This window comes from Rhizobium rhododendri (assembly GCF_007000325.2).
In the GTDB taxonomy this organism is placed as follows: domain Bacteria; phylum Pseudomonadota; class Alphaproteobacteria; order Rhizobiales; family Rhizobiaceae; genus Rhizobium; species Rhizobium rhododendri.
The window spans coordinates 474,767-489,524 of sequence record NZ_CP117268.1 but is presented as its reverse complement, the minus strand read 5'-3'; the positions used below and the strand labels follow the sequence as shown (position 1 = coordinate 489,524).

The window sequence follows — 14,758 nt, the reverse complement described above, 5'->3', positions numbered from 1 at the left end:
GTTCGCGGCTTCCCCCGCCAGGAGTTTCCATGTCAGTTTCCGACAAGACAACCGCGTCCGCGCCAGACGGCCGTCCAGCCCGCTTCGTTCCCGCCGACCACAGCCGCGTCGAATTCAGCGGCGGCTTCTGGCAGAGCTGGACGGAGACCGTTCGCAGCGTCACCATTCCGTCCCAGCACGATCGGCTCGAGGAGGAAGGATTTCTCGAGGTTCTCGACTTCGGAAAGCCGCCGGGTCCCCTTGCGCGCCCGATCCAGCCCAGCGGCCTGTCGATGCAGCATTTTTTCGATTCCGACTTCGGCAAGTGGATCGAAGCCGCCAGCTACACGCTCAAGGCTCATCCCGATGTCGAGATCGAGGCGAAGATCGAAGCGATCGTCGAAAAACTCGAACAGGGCCAGATGGCCGACGGCTATCTCAACAGCTGGTTCATTCGCCGCGAACCTGAGAAGCGCTGGACGAACCTGCGCGACCTGCACGAGATGTATTCCATGGGCCACCTGTTGGAGGGGGCCGTAGCCTATTTCGAGGCGACCGGAAAGCGGCGCTTTCTCGACGTGATGATCCGCGCCGTCGATCATATCATCGACACTTTCGGCCCCGAGCCCGGTAAACTGCGCGGCTATGACGCGCATGAGGAGATCGAGCTTGCGCTGGTCAAGCTCTACCGCGTCACCCGCGACCCCCGTCATCTCGACCTTGCCGTCTACTTTGTCGACGAGCGCGGCGCCATGCCGTCCTATTATGACGAGGAGGCGCGCAAGCGCGGTGAAAACCCCGACGACTACGTCTATCAGACCTACGCCTACAGCCAGGCGCACATCCCCGTGCGCGAGCAGACGCAGGTGGTCGGCCATGCCGTTCGCGCCATGTATCTGTTCTCGGCCATGGCGGACCTGGCGCATGAGAACAACGATCCCGCGTTGTTTGCCATTTGCGATCGGCTCTTCGACAACCTGACCAGCCGCCAACTCTACGTCACCGGCGGGCTCGGGCCATCGGCATCGAACGAAGGTTTTACCCGCGAGTACGATCTTCCCAATGAGACGGCTTATGCAGAGACATGCGCCGCAGTGGCCTTGGGGTTCTGGGGCCATCGGATGGCACAGATCGACCTCGACAGACGGTTCACGGACAGTCTCGAAACCGTGCTGTTCAACGGCGCTCTCTCCGGCATTTCCCGCGATGGGCAACATTATTTCTACGAGAACGTGCTCGAAAGCCACGGCCAGAACCGTCGTTGGAAATGGCACTATTGCCCATGCTGCCCGACGAACATTGCCCGTTTCATCACGTCGCTGGGCCAATATTTTTACTCTGCCAGGGCCGGCGAACTCGCGGTTCATCTCTATGGCGCCAATACCGCGGAATTGTCGGTCGGGAATGCTTTCGTCCGTCTCACGCAGGAAACCCGCTATCCCTGGGATGGCGACATCGGCCTTCGTCTTGGGCTCGAAAACGCCACGCCGCTGACCGTGAAGCTGCGGATTCCGGGCTGGTGCCTTGACGCGACCATCGCCGTCAACGGCGAGCCAGTCGATCTTCGAGCGTGTGTCACCAAAGGTTATGCGTATATCGCCCGGGAATGGCGGGACGGCGACGAAATTCGCCTTTCGTTCGACATGCCGGTGCAGCGGCTCTATGCCCATCCGGCGGCAAGCGAAGACAGCGGTCGCGTGGCGCTGCGGCGCGGTCCCGTTGTCTATTGCGTCGAGGAAACCGACATCGGCGGTGAACCGCAGCGGCTTCGTCTGCCTGCCGATGCGGTGATCGGTACGCGTTTCGATGCGGAGCTTCTCGGCGGCGCCATGGTGCTGGAAGGCGAAGCGCTGGAAGCGGACGCCAGCGACTGGAGCGACAGCCTCTACCGTACGTCTCCGCCAGCTTTGGTTCCGAAACCATTCAAGGCAATTCCGTATCATCTCTGGGCGAACCGCGAGCCGGGTGCGATGCTCGTTTGGCTGCAGGAAAATTAGGAGAAGAGCGATGGCAAGGCTTCAACTCAAAAGCGTCGTCAAATCCTACGGTATTTATGAAGCCGTGCGCGGCATCGATCTCGATATCGAGGACAACGAGTTCGTCGTCTTCGTCGGCCCTTCCGGCTGCGGAAAATCGACCACGCTCCGGATGATCGCCGGGCTGGAGCACATCACCGCCGGCGATATCGTCATCGGCGACCGTGTCGTCACCAATCTCGGTCCGGGCAAGCGCGATATCGCCATGGTGTTTCAGAACTACGCGCTCTATCCGCACATGTCGGTCCGGGAGAACATCGCCTTCTGTCTGCAGCAGCAGAAACTCGCAAAACCCGAAATCGAGGCCAGGATCAGACGCGCATCGGAAACGCTGCATATCACCGAACTCCTGGATCGGCGGCCCGGCCAACTGTCCGGCGGTCAGCGTCAGCGCGTCGCCATGGGCCGGGCGATCGTGCGCAATCCGAAGGTGTTTCTGTTCGACGAGCCGCTGTCGAACCTGGATGCGAAGCTCCGCGTCCAGATGCGCACCGAAATCAAAAGGCTTCATCAGATCCTGCCGACGACCACCGTCTACGTCACCCATGACCAGGTCGAAGCGATGACGATGGCAGACCGTGTCGTGGTGATGAATGCAGGACTTGTCGAGCAAGTTGGACCGCCGCAGGAGTTGTACCACAGCCCGGCGAGCCTGTTCGTCGCCGGGTTCATCGGCTCGCCATCGATGAACTTTCTTGAAGCAGAACTCATCGACCGCGACGGCGTCCCGGCCGTGCGGCTGGCGGATGGTACGCTGCTGGCGATACCGGCACAACGTCTGGCCGGCTATGCGCCGCATGTCGGGAAAGCCGTTACCTTCGGTATCCGTCCCGAGTCGATATCCCCTCGACAGGAGCGCGAGGGCTTTGCGAGTATCGACGTGATGGTTGACCTGGTGGAGCCGCTGGGACCGTCGACGATGATCTATTTCGATGTAGCAAATATCACGCTCTGCGCCAGCATCAGCCCTGACAGCGGTGCGCGGCCCCAGACGACGATGCCGATCTCGGTGAATATGAACCAGATGCATTTGTTCGACCGGGAAAGCGGACGATCCTTGCGTACCTAAACGAGGCCGCACTGTCGCCCGTGTCTACTACTTGCGCTTGAACAGATACGAACTGCCGACCCGCAGAAAATAAAAAGGCAAGCAACATGAACGGAGTAAGCTACGCCCATTTATGAAACCTACCTGGGCGGTGCCGCTACATCAAAGACGGTCAGGGCGCGGAGATCAAAGGACCTTCATCGCAAGTTGAAGGCTAAGCTTTTCAACACGGCCAAGCGGTAAGCCTAGATTAGCGCGTACTCAGCCGCGTAGATATCATGTTCGTCTCAAGGCAGTTGCGAGTCAATTAACAGCGACGTCTGTCAAAAACCACCCGCGCATCGAACGCGTCTAGCGTAACTCGCCCTCCTCACTCGCGCCGCTATGATTTTAACTTAAATCTGATACTTATCTGATCAGCAGGCGTGTGTTTTCTTGCGGGTTTGAAGCGCCATTCGGGCCCGGAGACGAAGCATAGGCCTGAATGGCATTCTACATGATCAACTGAATATGCGACCAGATTCGTTAAGAGCCGAGAACGAAACGAGAAAATGCGAGTGCATTTCGCGCATCTTCATCCATTTTGGCTTCGTCTGCACCATCGCTCAGATCGCGCCACACCCTGATGTTGGAGCCTATCGTTCCACCCGTTTTGACAAAAGGCTCCATCACGACGGCACCAGTGTAATTGATGTCGCGCAGTGCGAGACTGATCTCATGCCAAGGTAGTCGGCCTTTGCCCGGGACACGGCGATTGCTTTCGCCGGTGTGGAAATGCCCGAGTAGCGGGCCCGCGGTGCGGATGGCATCGCCAAAGCTGTCCTCCTCAATGTTCATATGGAATGTATCAAGCATCACTTTGACATTGGGCTTGCCGACATCGTTGATGAAGGCCACGCCTTCTGCCGCGGTGTTGAGAACGTGGTTCTCGAAGCGATTCAGCACCTCGATGCAGAGGTTTATGCCCAGGTCGTTGGCAAAGTCCGCGATACCGTGAATGCCCTCGACCCCGCGTGCACGGTCGCCTTCCTTGTCGACAGGCGTTGAATAGTCCACCGGCCAATAGGAATGGAGCGCACCGCCGATTGTCTTGATATCAAGCTTTGCGACGTTCTTGAGCGTTTGCTGGAAAAATACCTTACCAGCTTGCCGCACGGCAATATCAGGGGACGACAGGTTCTTGGCCTTGGAAGGCCCAATGCCGGCGGTTAGAATGATACTGTTGTCTGCCGCGCTCTGTTTGATCAGGGCAAGATCTGCGTCGCTATAGTCGTTGATGTGGTGCGCAGCCACTTCGATGACATCGAAGCCAAGCTTCGCAACCTTCTCGATGTATGGAGCAAAACTGGCGCTCCACTCATGTTCCCAGTAAGAATAGTAAATTCCATGCTTCATTGGAGCCTCCTTGAGTTTTCAGATGCAGATGTTCAGAACGACCAGCCGTCGAGAAAATTTGATCGGGTTAATATTCGTCGTCTCCTCCTTGCGAATGGAATTACCTTCCTGCCTAGAAGCGTCGCATGACAGCCGGACCGTCCGTCTTTGCCGGAGTGCAAGCTGCGATCGCCGGCGGCAAATGCCGGCTTGACTTCAACGGGAGAACAATCCGTATTGCGCGGCCTTACCGCGCAGAAAAGACAAACCGTCGCCCATCACCTGTTCAACGTCGCGCGCGACCGGGCGCCATGTCGATATGTCACCCGCCATGTCCGCTGGCATGCCGACAAAACTTTCCAGCGTCAGGACTCCCTTGAAATCGACCGCGGCGAGAGAAGCGAAAATAGGATCCCAGGGAACGTTTCCGTAGCCGGGCGTGCCTCTGTCGCTCTCCGACATATGCATGTATTTCAGATGATTGCCGGCGTTCAGGATGCCGTTTCCGGCGCCCTTCTCCTCGATATTCATGTGGAAGGTGTCGAGATGGATGAAGACGTTGTCCAGACTGATCCGTTCGACCAAGGTGACGGCCTGCTCGGCGGAGTTTATCAAGTGGCTTTCATAGCGGTTCACCGCCTCGACACCAAGCTGGATGCCATGAAGCTTCGCATGGGTGCCGGCGGCGTGCAGGGCGCGCACCAGATTGTCATATTCGGCCTGCGTCGGGGGCAGCCCGGTCCGCTCGTTGGTACCACCGTATGTTACACCAGTCAGCGCTTCGCCCCCCAGCGCTGCCGCCGTGTCAATTGCAATCTTGAGATGTTCGATCGCCGCATCCGGTCGAACCGAAGCCCATGCCGCCTGCGGCAACACCAGGGAGCAAGCAGCGCGCAGGGAATGTCTATCGAGAAGTTGGCGCGTGTGTCTTGCATCAACCGACGTCGCGTCCAGTAGTGGTATTTCGATGAAATCCAGCCCGTACTCGGCCGCGCCGGCTATCGCTTTCTCCGCACCGGGGCGGTCCCACTTCATCGTCCATATGCTTGCATGAATGCCGAACCCTTGCATATGCCTAACCTCTTCTGCTGCTGAAAACTTTGTACTGCGATGCGGCCCATCGAAGGATCATGACGCCGACAAGCAGCAGGCCCCAGACGGCGGTTGCCAGATGCTGATTTGCGCCCATCAGGTTCAGGCCAGAAGACAGAAGTTGTAAAACGACGAGAGCGACGAAGACTGGAATGACCCGGCCGAAACCGCCGAATGGGTTGATGCCGCCGAGAAAGCATGCAAGCACCGTAATCAACAGGTAAGATTCACCATGTCCGACCCGGACGGAGTTGAAACGCGCCATCATGACGATACCGGCGATGGCACACATCGCTCCGGACAAGGTGTAGACCAGGATAACCACCCTGCGAGTGCTGACGCCGGAATAGCGGGCGGCCTCGATATTGGAGCCAATCATGTAGGTGTTGAAGCCAAGCTTCGTGCGCGTCAGCAGCACGTGCCACACCAGCACGCAGCCGAGCAAGACGATCAGCGGGATGGGAATCCCAAGCCAGCTGCCGTGACCCAGCGGCTGAATAAAATCAGGAAAGCCAGAAACATCGCCACCGCGCGTGAGGAATTCGCCGAGACCCCGAACGAAGATCATCATGGAAAGAGACACCAGGATCGGGTGCGCCCGCGTGTATGCCACGACGACGCCCATGATCAAGCCGGTGGAAGCGCCGGCTACCACCGCACATAGGCAGCCGACCGCGAATATGAAGGGGTTGGCATCCACGCCGCCATTTGCCTGCAGGATCCAGGCGACGGTCAGCCCGGCGAAGTTAGCGGTGAACGTGACCGCCAGATTGAGCCCACCGGTCAACACCGGCAAAAGCATCGCCAATGTTAGCAACCCCAATTCCGGCAGTTGGAACGCAACGGAACCGAAGGTCGCCTGGCTTAAAAACTGCGGCGACGCGATGCTGAAGAACAAGAGCACGGCCATCAACGCGAGGAAGGGTCCAACCATCTCCTTGCCGAAGCGCCTATAGAAAGTTTCAACGATAGCGGTCATTGCGTTTTACCCTCCTTGCGAAGGAACGGCATGAGCCGATCGATGCGCGTGTTCGACACGGTGATGGCTACCAGAATGATGGCGCCAATGATCATCTTGAAGGCGAAGGGCGACACGCCCATCAGGTTCAGTCCGTTTTGTATGATGGCGATCATCAGGATCCCCAGCACGCAGCCAAGCACCGATCCTTTTCCGCCACCAAGGCGCGCGCCGCCAAGCACAACCGCCGCCAGCACATCGAGCTCGCGGCCATACAGAGCGTTCGGAACCACTTCTTGGGCGTAGTGCGCCTGGACAAGGCCGCCGATGCCGGACATAAGCCCCAGCCAGCCGAAGGCGATGAACTGCATCGCTCCGACATTGATGCCGAACCGTCGCGCGCCCTCCGGGTTGTCGCCAAATGCGTAGAGCTGGCGTCCGATCGTCGTGCGGGTGATCAGCAGCCAGGTTGCGATGACGCACAGCACCATGACGAGAACCGGAAGCGTGATCTCGATCCAGGTACCATTGGGCATCTCGTGTTCGAAAAGCACCACCCGGCTGGTCAGCCAATCCGGCAAATTGTAGATTGACACGCCGCCGGTAAAAAACATCAGCAGGCCAAAATAGATATTGAAGGTTGAGATCGTCGCAACGATGGAAATGATGCGGAAGCCATGGATCAGAAAGGCATTGAGCGCGCCCAAGAGAATTCCGACCGAACCGGCGATAATGAGCCCAGACACCCAGCCGCCGCCGCCAATCCAGCCGAGCGCGATGACGGTGACGTATTGCACGACGGACGCACTAACCGCGAAGGATATGTCGATGCCACCGGCGATCAGGACGACCAACAGGCCGACCGCGAAGATGATGTTGACCGAGCTTGTGTTGAGCAGATCGAACGTATTGCCGAGCGAGAAAAAATTATCGGTGGCGAACGACAGATAAATGCAGATGACGGCAATGACGCCGATGAGCGCACTTTCGGTCGCGTGAGTACGAATAAAACTACGCATAAACAGCCGCCTCGATTTCCTGGAGTGAGCAATGCCGCGGATCGAACGAGCCGACGATCTCGCCTTTCGCCATGTGCAGCACCCGGTCTGCGTTGAAATAAACCTCCGGCACCTCGTCCGAAATCAGAATGATCGCCAGTCCGGTCTTCGCCAATTTGGCGACGATCTCGAAAATTCCGGCCCGAGCACCGACATCGACACCAACCGTCGGCGAATCGAGAATGAGCAGCTTCGGCTCGGTCGCCAGCCACTTGGCAATCGCAATGCGCTGCTGGTTACCGCCTGAGAGCGTCGAGATCGCGTCTTCCTGAAGCCCTATCTTGACACCGAGTTCGCGGATCCATCCGGCAACGAGATCGTGCTTCTTTTTGTCCGAAAGAAACCCGCCGGATCGGATTTTGTAGAGTGACGAGATCACCAGATTGTCGGCGATCGACTGCGGTTGAATGAGACCAAGAGACAGACGGTCCTCCGACAGATAGGCAATTCCAGCATCGATGGCGTCCCGATTGGACGAAAACCGGACAACCGAGCCTTCGAGCGTCACAGTGCCGGAGTCTGGCCGGTTCATGCCGAACAATGCGAGCGCCAATTCCGTCCGCCCGGCGCCCAAAAGCCCGGTGATGCCAAGCGTTTCGCCACGTCGAACGGTGAGCGAGATATTCTCGAACTGACCGCGACGACTAAGCGACTTGACCTCAAGAACGGTCGGCTGGTCTTCTTTCAAGGTGGCCCGAAGGTGATTGTCGAAATTCTTGCCCGTCATCAGTTCGGTGATGCGAGACTGGGTCATGCCCTCCGTCGAGTAGGCGCCGACCAGGGCTCCGTCGCGAAGGACGGTCAGGCGGCCCGAAATCTCCAGCACCTCGGCTAGGCGGTGACTGACAAAGACGACGGAAACGCCGTCGGCGGACAGAGTGCGCACAATATTCAGAAGATGATCGGTCTCCGATTGCGTCAGCGACGCGGTTGGTTCGTCCATGAAGACGATCTTCGCCTCGCCGACTAGGGCGCGGGCAATCGCGACGATCTGTCTCTGCGCTATGGGAAATTCCTTGAGCGGCAGATCGATATTCAAATCGACTCCAAGCCGCTTGAGAGCGCTCAATGCCAGCCGCCGCATGTGGCGATAATTGACGAATCGAGGCCAGCGACCGAGAACGGTCTGGAAGGCAATGTTTTCCGCGACGGTCATCTCCGGAAAAAGTGCAAGATCTTGCCAAATGACCTGGATGCCCTTTGTCTGTGCCGTGACCGGCGACATATCCGGGTAGGCCTGACCATCGAATTCAATGATTGCCCCAGGCGCCGGACAATATACTCCAGTGATGATTTTGATCAGGGTGCTTTTGCCAGAGCCATTCTCGCCGGCAAGGCAATGGACTTCGCCCGGCAGCACATCAAAGGAGACATTCTTCAACGCATGGACGCCGCCAAACGTAATATTGATGTCGCGCAGCGACAGCAGCGGTCGGCTGCCCGCAGTCGCACTATCGATCTCATGCATTCAGATGTGCTCGCCCGTTTTGGTGGATGGTCAACGAGCCGGGCCAGCCCAAGCAGGCCCAGCTTGCTGGGAGGAACAAGTGTCCTAGAGGCCCATGGCGGCCAGACCAGCGACCGTGTCCTTGTTGATCTGGACAAGCTGGTCGACTATGATGTTGTGGTTAGTGAAATCAGGATGGATGACGCCGAGACCCTCGATCGTATCGCCGTCCTTCAGTTGCTCGCCCTTCATCAATTTGTCGGCGAGCGTCACGAAAACTTCGCCGGCTTGCTTCGGATTCCACATAATCCCGCCCGAGATCGCATCCGATTTCAGTAGCTTCTCGCCCTGACCGGGCGAGAAGGGACCCAGGACAAAAATCTTGCCGGTCTTGCGCCGCTCTTCAACAGCACGGCCGGCGCCGATTGGCCCTTGGCTGCCGAAAGCCAAGAAACCCGTCAAATTCGGGTGTGCGGAGATCAGATCCAAAGCGGTGCTGCGACTTTTGTCGACATCCTCAGCCACGCCGTAGCGATCGCCGACCAGCTTCATGTCCGGATTATTTTTCTTCAGATAGGCAATGGCCGCATCGGCCCAGGCATTGTGCAGGGGAACCGTCAGCGAACCGACAAATACCGCGTATTCGCCTTTTCCGCCCATCTTGTCGGCGAGCAGCTTTCCGTAAGCCTCGCCGAAGCCCTTCGAAGAGGCGAGTTCGAAGTCCCAATCGGCGCCTTTCTGACTGGGCGACTCATGGGTGATGACGATGATGCCCTTTTCTCGCGCCTTGGTGAGTACCGGCTCCAGAACCTTAGCGTCGTTCGGCACCACACCGATGACCTTCACACCCTGGGCAATCAGATCCTCTATGGCGCGAACCTGCAGTGCGGGGTCAGAACTCGTTGGACCGACCATCGACGCATCAATACCGAGCTTCTTGCCTTGTTCCTTAATGCCGGCTTCCATCGCATTGAACCACGGGATGCCGCCAATCTTGACGACCACGCCGACTTTGCCGGCGTCAGCGGCAAAGGCGGCTGCAGCCGTTGAAAGCGCCAGCGACGCGGCCAGCGCGGCAACGATAAATTTGGTCATTATTTCTCCTCCACAGTTCCCGCAGGAACACGCAGACGCCCACGAAGGCGCCCTCTCCTCATCCCTGACGACGGCCGAAGCCTTCGCCACCTCATTCCCCACTTCCCGATGGGGCCACCAGAAGCACAATCGATATTTCTTTTTGCGCAATCGATGGTGCAAATATCATCTATCTAATGTGGGCTTTCGTCAAGAGGGGACGGAGGATAAGAGAAAATTAAGGAGCGACCATGAAAGACGACAGCAAGAAAAAGGCCACGATTTACGATCTCTCTGTGCTTTCGGGAATCTCCGCCTCGACTGTCAGTGCGGTTCTCAACGGCACGTGGCAAAAGCGGCGCATCAAGGAAAGTACGGCGGCGCTCATTCGCGGCCTCGCCGACAAGCATCAATATACCGCCAACCGCCAGGCACGAGGCCTTCGCAGCTCCAGGTCCGGCTTGGTGGGCCTTATGCTTCCGGTCTACGACAATCGCTATTTTTCGTCGATGGCTCAGGCATTTGAAGCGCACGTGCGGCAACGGGGCCAATGCCCGATTGTCGTAAGCTCGGGTCGCGATCCTCAGGAAGAACGCGAGACGGCAGAGGATCTCATATCCTATTCAATCGACGAGCTGTTTATTTGCGGTGCCACCGACCCTGATGGTGTGCATGATGTCTGCGAAGCCGCAGGGTTAAGACACGTCAATATCGATCTGCCCGGGTCGAAGACCCACTCGGTGATCAGCGACAACTATCAGGGTGCGAGGACGCTTACCGAGGCAATTATTCGGCACTTCCCTGCGGACGATCCGTTGCGAGCTGACGAGATCTTTCTGTTCGGCGGGCGTGACGATCACGCCACGCGTGAGCGTATACGAGGGTTTCGAGATGCTCGCGGTGAACTGCTCGGCGTTGGAGTGGAAGACGGAACCCAATCTACCGGCTACTCTCCGAACGCAATGCAGATTGCCTTTGAGTCATATTTTCAGCGTACGGGGAAACTTCCAAGGGCATTGTTCGTCAACTCTTCTATCAACTTCGAGGGTTTGCTGCGTTTCATGTCGGCTCACCCGCACGAACTTTTCGCTGATTTGGTGGTCGGGTGCTTTGACTATGACCCCTTCGCTTCATTCCTTCCTTTTCCGGTGTTCATGATGAAGCAAGATGTAGAAGGGATGCTTTCCAAGGCCTTCGAGCTCATCAAACAGCCTTCTACCCACCCGTTGATGCATCTCGTTGCATCGCAGTTAGTTCCTCCGCGTACTGCACTCCTTGGCCCATTGGACAACCTCAAAGATGCTCTCTGAAAAGTCGCCAAACCTTGTTGTCGAGTTTGGCGGCTTTGAAATTACCTAGAAACGCACGCCTTTAAAGGATTCGAACTGGCGTGCTTGTAGCGAGAGAAGCTAAAATATTGATCTTTTGGGTTGCGCGGCTCTCCAACTCGATCGCTCAGCTGATGGATGGAGCGGGAGAAAAGGCCAATACGGGAAACGCCAAGCGTTACCAGCTCACGAACCCATTTGGGGTTATCACACCCTTCCCTCTGCGGACAACGGTCGATAAACGAGCATCCAGCGGGCAGGTGTCGGTTGCTTGGCAATTGGCCTGTCTCGGCATTCGGCCAATCACCATGAGGCATCGCAGATGCGTGACGTTATCCACGTGGCCAATCAGTTTTAATCCAACGCTTGCAGATACCGGTGAAGTTGGATCGTGACGTATCCGGATAGAAGGGTTGCTGGGAGCACTTGTTGCGCGAGATATACGATGAATTGGCCCCACACAAGTGGGGCCAGCCGCGCATCAATAATCGCCTGGGGGCGGTGGTGCAAACCCCGGCGGTGGCCGTGGTGGTGGCCCGCGCCTGAAACCAGGCAGTGGTTCGTCGTCATAGCCGTTCCAGTGCCGCCGCGGCGGGGGTGGTGGCATACGATTAAAATAGCACGGCCCGTCAGGACCCAGGTGTCAGCCTCGCCCGAAAGCATAGTCTACATGCAGCACGAACAATGACACGCCCGCTGGGCTAACGGTACCAGGCACCGCCACTGAAGCGGTCGAAGCAAGGCCTTATATGGTCAGTCCTATAGTCAAGAACATTGTTTTCATAAGGTGTTCACATAGGTTTTGAGGTCCAAACGACATGATGGAAGAAGCCGCTCGGTGTCTGGCCCCGACTAGGCGGGGCCATCTCTTTTAGTTGTCGTCGCCGGGTGGCGGCGGCGGTGGTGGCAAGCCACGATCATCGCCAGGGCGCGGATGGTTGAGATGGCGACGCGGCGGTGGCGGTGGTGGGCCATTCCGAATGCAACGGCCGTCGCGTCCAAGATGGCGACGCGGGCCACACTCACGGTCAACCAAAACAACCGAGTTCGATTGAGCGACCGAAAGACCGGCCGCAGGCATGGCGTAACTGGCTGAGGCGGACATACAGCTGGTTATAGCGGTGAACACCAATATTAGCTTTTTCACTTTCTCTCCTAAACTGCCCCACGTCGGATCAGTTAGCGCATCCCGGGTGAATATCCAGTGGATCATAGAGACAACTAGAGGAGCCCTGGTGGAACGACCTCGTTTCGATCTCGCGGCCCCTGCTATCGAGATGACCCCACAGAACTGGAACTGTGAGGATGTGGACGATTGCAGTCACAAAAAAATGCAGCCTCCTCGTCGCCGAGCACGCATCCGGACAGCAAGCTCGGCTCATTCTTGCTGTCATTGTCGCGCCATAACTCGGGAGCCCCTTCAAGAACATCCTAAAATACCCTCGAGCTTCCTCGAACCTGCCGTATGGCCGGGTTGGCTGTGACGGCAGAAGTCAGTTCCGGCATTGACTAAGGTCAACTTTGGCCTCCTCAACGTAACCCGCGCCGTCCTGCCCTTCATGCGCCGGGCACGTTCCGGCCGCATCCTGAATATCTCGTCGATCGGCGGCTATCGCGGCGTCGCTGGCTTCGATGTTTACCCAACGAAATTCGCGGTCGAAGGGCTGAGCGAGGCTCTACATGACGAACTTGCACCGCTTGGCATTCAAGTCACCGTCATCGAGCCGGGCTATTTCAGCACCGACTTCCTCGACAGCTCATCCTTGTCCGTCAGCGGTAATATCATCGGCGATTATGCAGACACTTCCGGCAAGGTGCGAACCATAGACCGCCGGTCTCAGCCATAATCAACCCGGCAACCCTCAAAAGCTGGCAGAGGCGCTCATCGCCTTCACTGACGCCCCCAATCCGCCGGTCCGCCTGCCGCTCGGTAGCGACACGGTCGCCGCGATCGAGAAAAAGCACGCACAAGACGCTGCCATTCTCTCCGAATGGCGCACCGTCTCGTTCTCGACCGACTTCGCCGTTGACTAACGACGGCGCTCGTCTGATTAACTTCGTGAAATGGGAGGCCGCTTTCGGGGCCTCTCATCGCCTTAAAAGGTATCGAACCGCGTTTTTCAATTCTCGGCGATTTAAGAGACTGAAGACCCTTCCAGTGACTAAAAAACCCCGACTTAAGGATAGTCCCGTACTGAACTGAACCGTTGCCAACGCCGCGCCGCATACGCCGTATGTGGCCACAGCTGCGTATCCCCGGGCAAATATTTCAATTCATCTGCGTGAAAATCAGGGTCCGCAGCTCTGACCGCACCGTGTTGTGCAAAAACAAGGATTTCTCTAACAGCCCCCGCAATCATCTTCTTTCGCTCAGCCGTCGCGCGCTTTCTCCTTGGCGACCTGCTGCACAAAATCGAGGAAAGCTCTGACCTTTGCCGGCGGCAGATGGCGCGCTGGATGGTACGCGTAGAGGGGATAATGTTCGTCCGACCAGTCTTTGAGAATTTGTCTTAGTCCGCCGCCTTTCAGCCAGGGATCCAAACCGATCTCCAGGCTCTGAAAGATACCTTGGCCGGCAATGCAGGCGGCGATCGCGGCGGATGGGTCGTCAAAAATTATCCTGCCGACGACTTTTACGCTGACAACTTCACCACCTCGATGAAATTCCCAAGGGAAAGCTCGGCCGGTCTCGGGGTCTCGGAACAGAATAACTTCGTGTCCACCTATCTCCTCCGGCCGGACCGGCTCGCCGAATTTCTCGAGATAGGCGGGGGCCGCGCACGTGATGACGCGGATATCCAGAAGCTTTCTTGCGATGAGTGACCCGGCATTGGTCGATCCAAATCGGACGGCCACATCGAACCCGCTCATCATGTCGTCACGGGCGTTCGTCGTCATAAGATCGATTTTCAGATCCGGATATTTCTCGGTGAACCGCGGAAGCTGGGGCGCTAATACCATCCTTGCAAACCAAGGGTCGATCGATACGCGCAGCCTCCCGCCGACCGCTGCTGCCGATCCCGAGGCGGTCGCAGCCGCTTCTTCCAGGCCCGCCACGAGCGGCACCGCTTGTAGACGAAACAAACGACCCTCTTCGGTCAGCGCGACAGAACGGGGTGTGCGGTCGAAGAGACGCACGCCCATCCTTGTTTCCAGTCGTCCGATTGCTCGGCTGATGCCGGAAGGGGTCACTCCCAATACGTCCGCGGCCTTGGCAAAATTGCCGGCGTCGGCAACTGCCAAGAATACACTTACCCCAGTAAGAAGACGTCCGTCGAAGCTCATGACAAAGCTTTCGCATTCCGGGAAAACGAATAACAGTGATTTTTTGTCATTTTGAATATGACTATTATGATCTTTTAGC

At 57.5% G+C, this 14,758-nt stretch carries 10 protein-coding genes and 1 pseudogene; 4 read left to right on the top strand and 7 right to left on the bottom strand.

The genetic code is table 11. The features are described from left to right. Positions 1-29: 29 nt before the first annotated feature. Together PR018_RS20015 and PR018_RS20010 are read left to right on the top strand one after the other, a co-directional pair. A complete protein-coding gene (locus PR018_RS20015; protein ID WP_142831591.1) occupies positions 30-1,976 on the top strand; it encodes a glycoside hydrolase family 127 protein in 1,947 nt (648 codons plus the stop codon). A gap of 10 nt (positions 1,977-1,986) precedes the next feature. Beyond that, entirely contained in the window at positions 1,987-3,084 is a 1,098-nt protein-coding gene (locus PR018_RS20010) for an ABC transporter ATP-binding protein (protein WP_142831592.1), read from the top strand. Positions 3,085-3,588: 504 nt separating this feature from the next. Here the strand turns inward: PR018_RS20010 and PR018_RS20005 are convergent. From PR018_RS20005 to PR018_RS19980, 6 genes are all read right to left on the bottom strand, one after another. Continuing rightward, positions 3,589-4,458 carry a D-psicose 3-epimerase gene (locus PR018_RS20005; protein ID WP_142831593.1) on the bottom strand — a complete coding sequence of 290 codons (870 nt, stop codon included), beginning with the start codon at positions 4,456-4,458 and terminating at the stop codon, positions 3,589-3,591. Between the two features lie 195 nt (positions 4,459-4,653). Next, positions 4,654-5,508: a sugar phosphate isomerase/epimerase family protein gene (locus PR018_RS20000; RefSeq protein ID WP_142831594.1), complete on the bottom strand. Its 855-nt coding sequence runs from the start codon at positions 5,506-5,508 to the stop codon at positions 4,654-4,656. 4 nt (positions 5,509-5,512) lie between these two features. Then, a complete protein-coding gene (locus PR018_RS19995) occupies positions 5,513-6,508 on the bottom strand; it encodes an ABC transporter permease (RefSeq protein WP_142831595.1) in 996 nt (331 codons plus the stop codon). Next, entirely contained in the window at positions 6,505-7,506 is a 1,002-nt protein-coding gene (locus PR018_RS19990; RefSeq protein WP_142831596.1) for an ABC transporter permease, read from the bottom strand. Before PR018_RS19990 ends, PR018_RS19995 begins: the two co-directional genes overlap by 4 nt. Next, the gene (locus PR018_RS19985; RefSeq protein WP_142831597.1) at positions 7,499-9,013 is read right to left on the bottom strand and encodes a sugar ABC transporter ATP-binding protein; all 1,515 of its coding nucleotides are present in this window, start codon (positions 9,011-9,013) and stop codon (positions 7,499-7,501) included. Before PR018_RS19985 ends, PR018_RS19990 begins: the two co-directional genes overlap by 8 nt. 84 nt (positions 9,014-9,097) lie before the next feature. After that, a complete protein-coding gene (locus tag PR018_RS19980) occupies positions 9,098-10,087 on the bottom strand; it encodes an autoinducer 2 ABC transporter substrate-binding protein (RefSeq protein WP_161990998.1) in 990 nt (329 codons plus the stop codon). A gap of 230 nt (positions 10,088-10,317) precedes the next feature. On the opposite strand from PR018_RS19980, the gene PR018_RS19975 reads away from it, so the two are divergent. Both PR018_RS19975 and PR018_RS19970 read left to right on the top strand, forming a co-directional pair. Continuing rightward, positions 10,318-11,376 (top strand): LacI family DNA-binding transcriptional regulator, encoded by a 1,059-nt coding sequence (locus PR018_RS19975; protein ID WP_142831598.1) that lies wholly within the window; start codon positions 10,318-10,320, stop codon positions 11,374-11,376. A 1,535-nt stretch (positions 11,377-12,911) separates the two neighbouring features. After that, positions 12,912-13,428 (top strand): annotated as a pseudogene (locus tag PR018_RS19970) (SDR family NAD(P)-dependent oxidoreductase); the annotation flags it as partial. 336 nt (positions 13,429-13,764) lie between these two features. Here the strand turns inward: PR018_RS19970 and PR018_RS19965 are convergent. Next, a complete protein-coding gene (locus PR018_RS19965) occupies positions 13,765-14,679 on the bottom strand; it encodes a LysR family transcriptional regulator (RefSeq protein ID WP_142831636.1) in 915 nt (304 codons plus the stop codon). Positions 14,680-14,758: the final 79 nt, after the last annotated feature.

Bases quoted from the DNA above. Each gene is read 5' to 3' on its own strand.
- PR018_RS20000 (WP_142831594.1), bottom strand. From the start codon at position 5,508: ATGCAAGGGTTCGGCATTCATGCAAGCATATGGACGATGAAGTGGGAC.
- PR018_RS19990 (WP_142831596.1), bottom strand. From the start codon at position 7,506: ATGCGTAGTTTTATTCGTACTCACGCGACCGAAAGTGCGCTCATCGGC.
- PR018_RS20015 (WP_142831591.1), top strand. From the start codon at position 30: ATGTCAGTTTCCGACAAGACAACCGCGTCCGCGCCAGACGGCCGTCCA.
- PR018_RS19985 (WP_142831597.1), bottom strand. From the start codon at position 9,013: ATGCATGAGATCGATAGTGCGACTGCGGGCAGCCGACCGCTGCTGTCG.
- PR018_RS19965 (WP_142831636.1), bottom strand. From the start codon at position 14,679: ATGAGCTTCGACGGACGTCTTCTTACTGGGGTAAGTGTATTCTTGGCA.
- PR018_RS20010 (WP_142831592.1), top strand. From the start codon at position 1,987: ATGGCAAGGCTTCAACTCAAAAGCGTCGTCAAATCCTACGGTATTTAT.
- PR018_RS19995 (WP_142831595.1), bottom strand. From the start codon at position 6,508: ATGACCGCTATCGTTGAAACTTTCTATAGGCGCTTCGGCAAGGAGATG.
- PR018_RS19975 (WP_142831598.1), top strand. From the start codon at position 10,318: ATGAAAGACGACAGCAAGAAAAAGGCCACGATTTACGATCTCTCTGTG.
- PR018_RS20005 (WP_142831593.1), bottom strand. From the start codon at position 4,458: ATGAAGCATGGAATTTACTATTCTTACTGGGAACATGAGTGGAGCGCC.
- PR018_RS19980 (WP_161990998.1), bottom strand. From the start codon at position 10,087: ATGACCAAATTTATCGTTGCCGCGCTGGCCGCGTCGCTGGCGCTTTCA.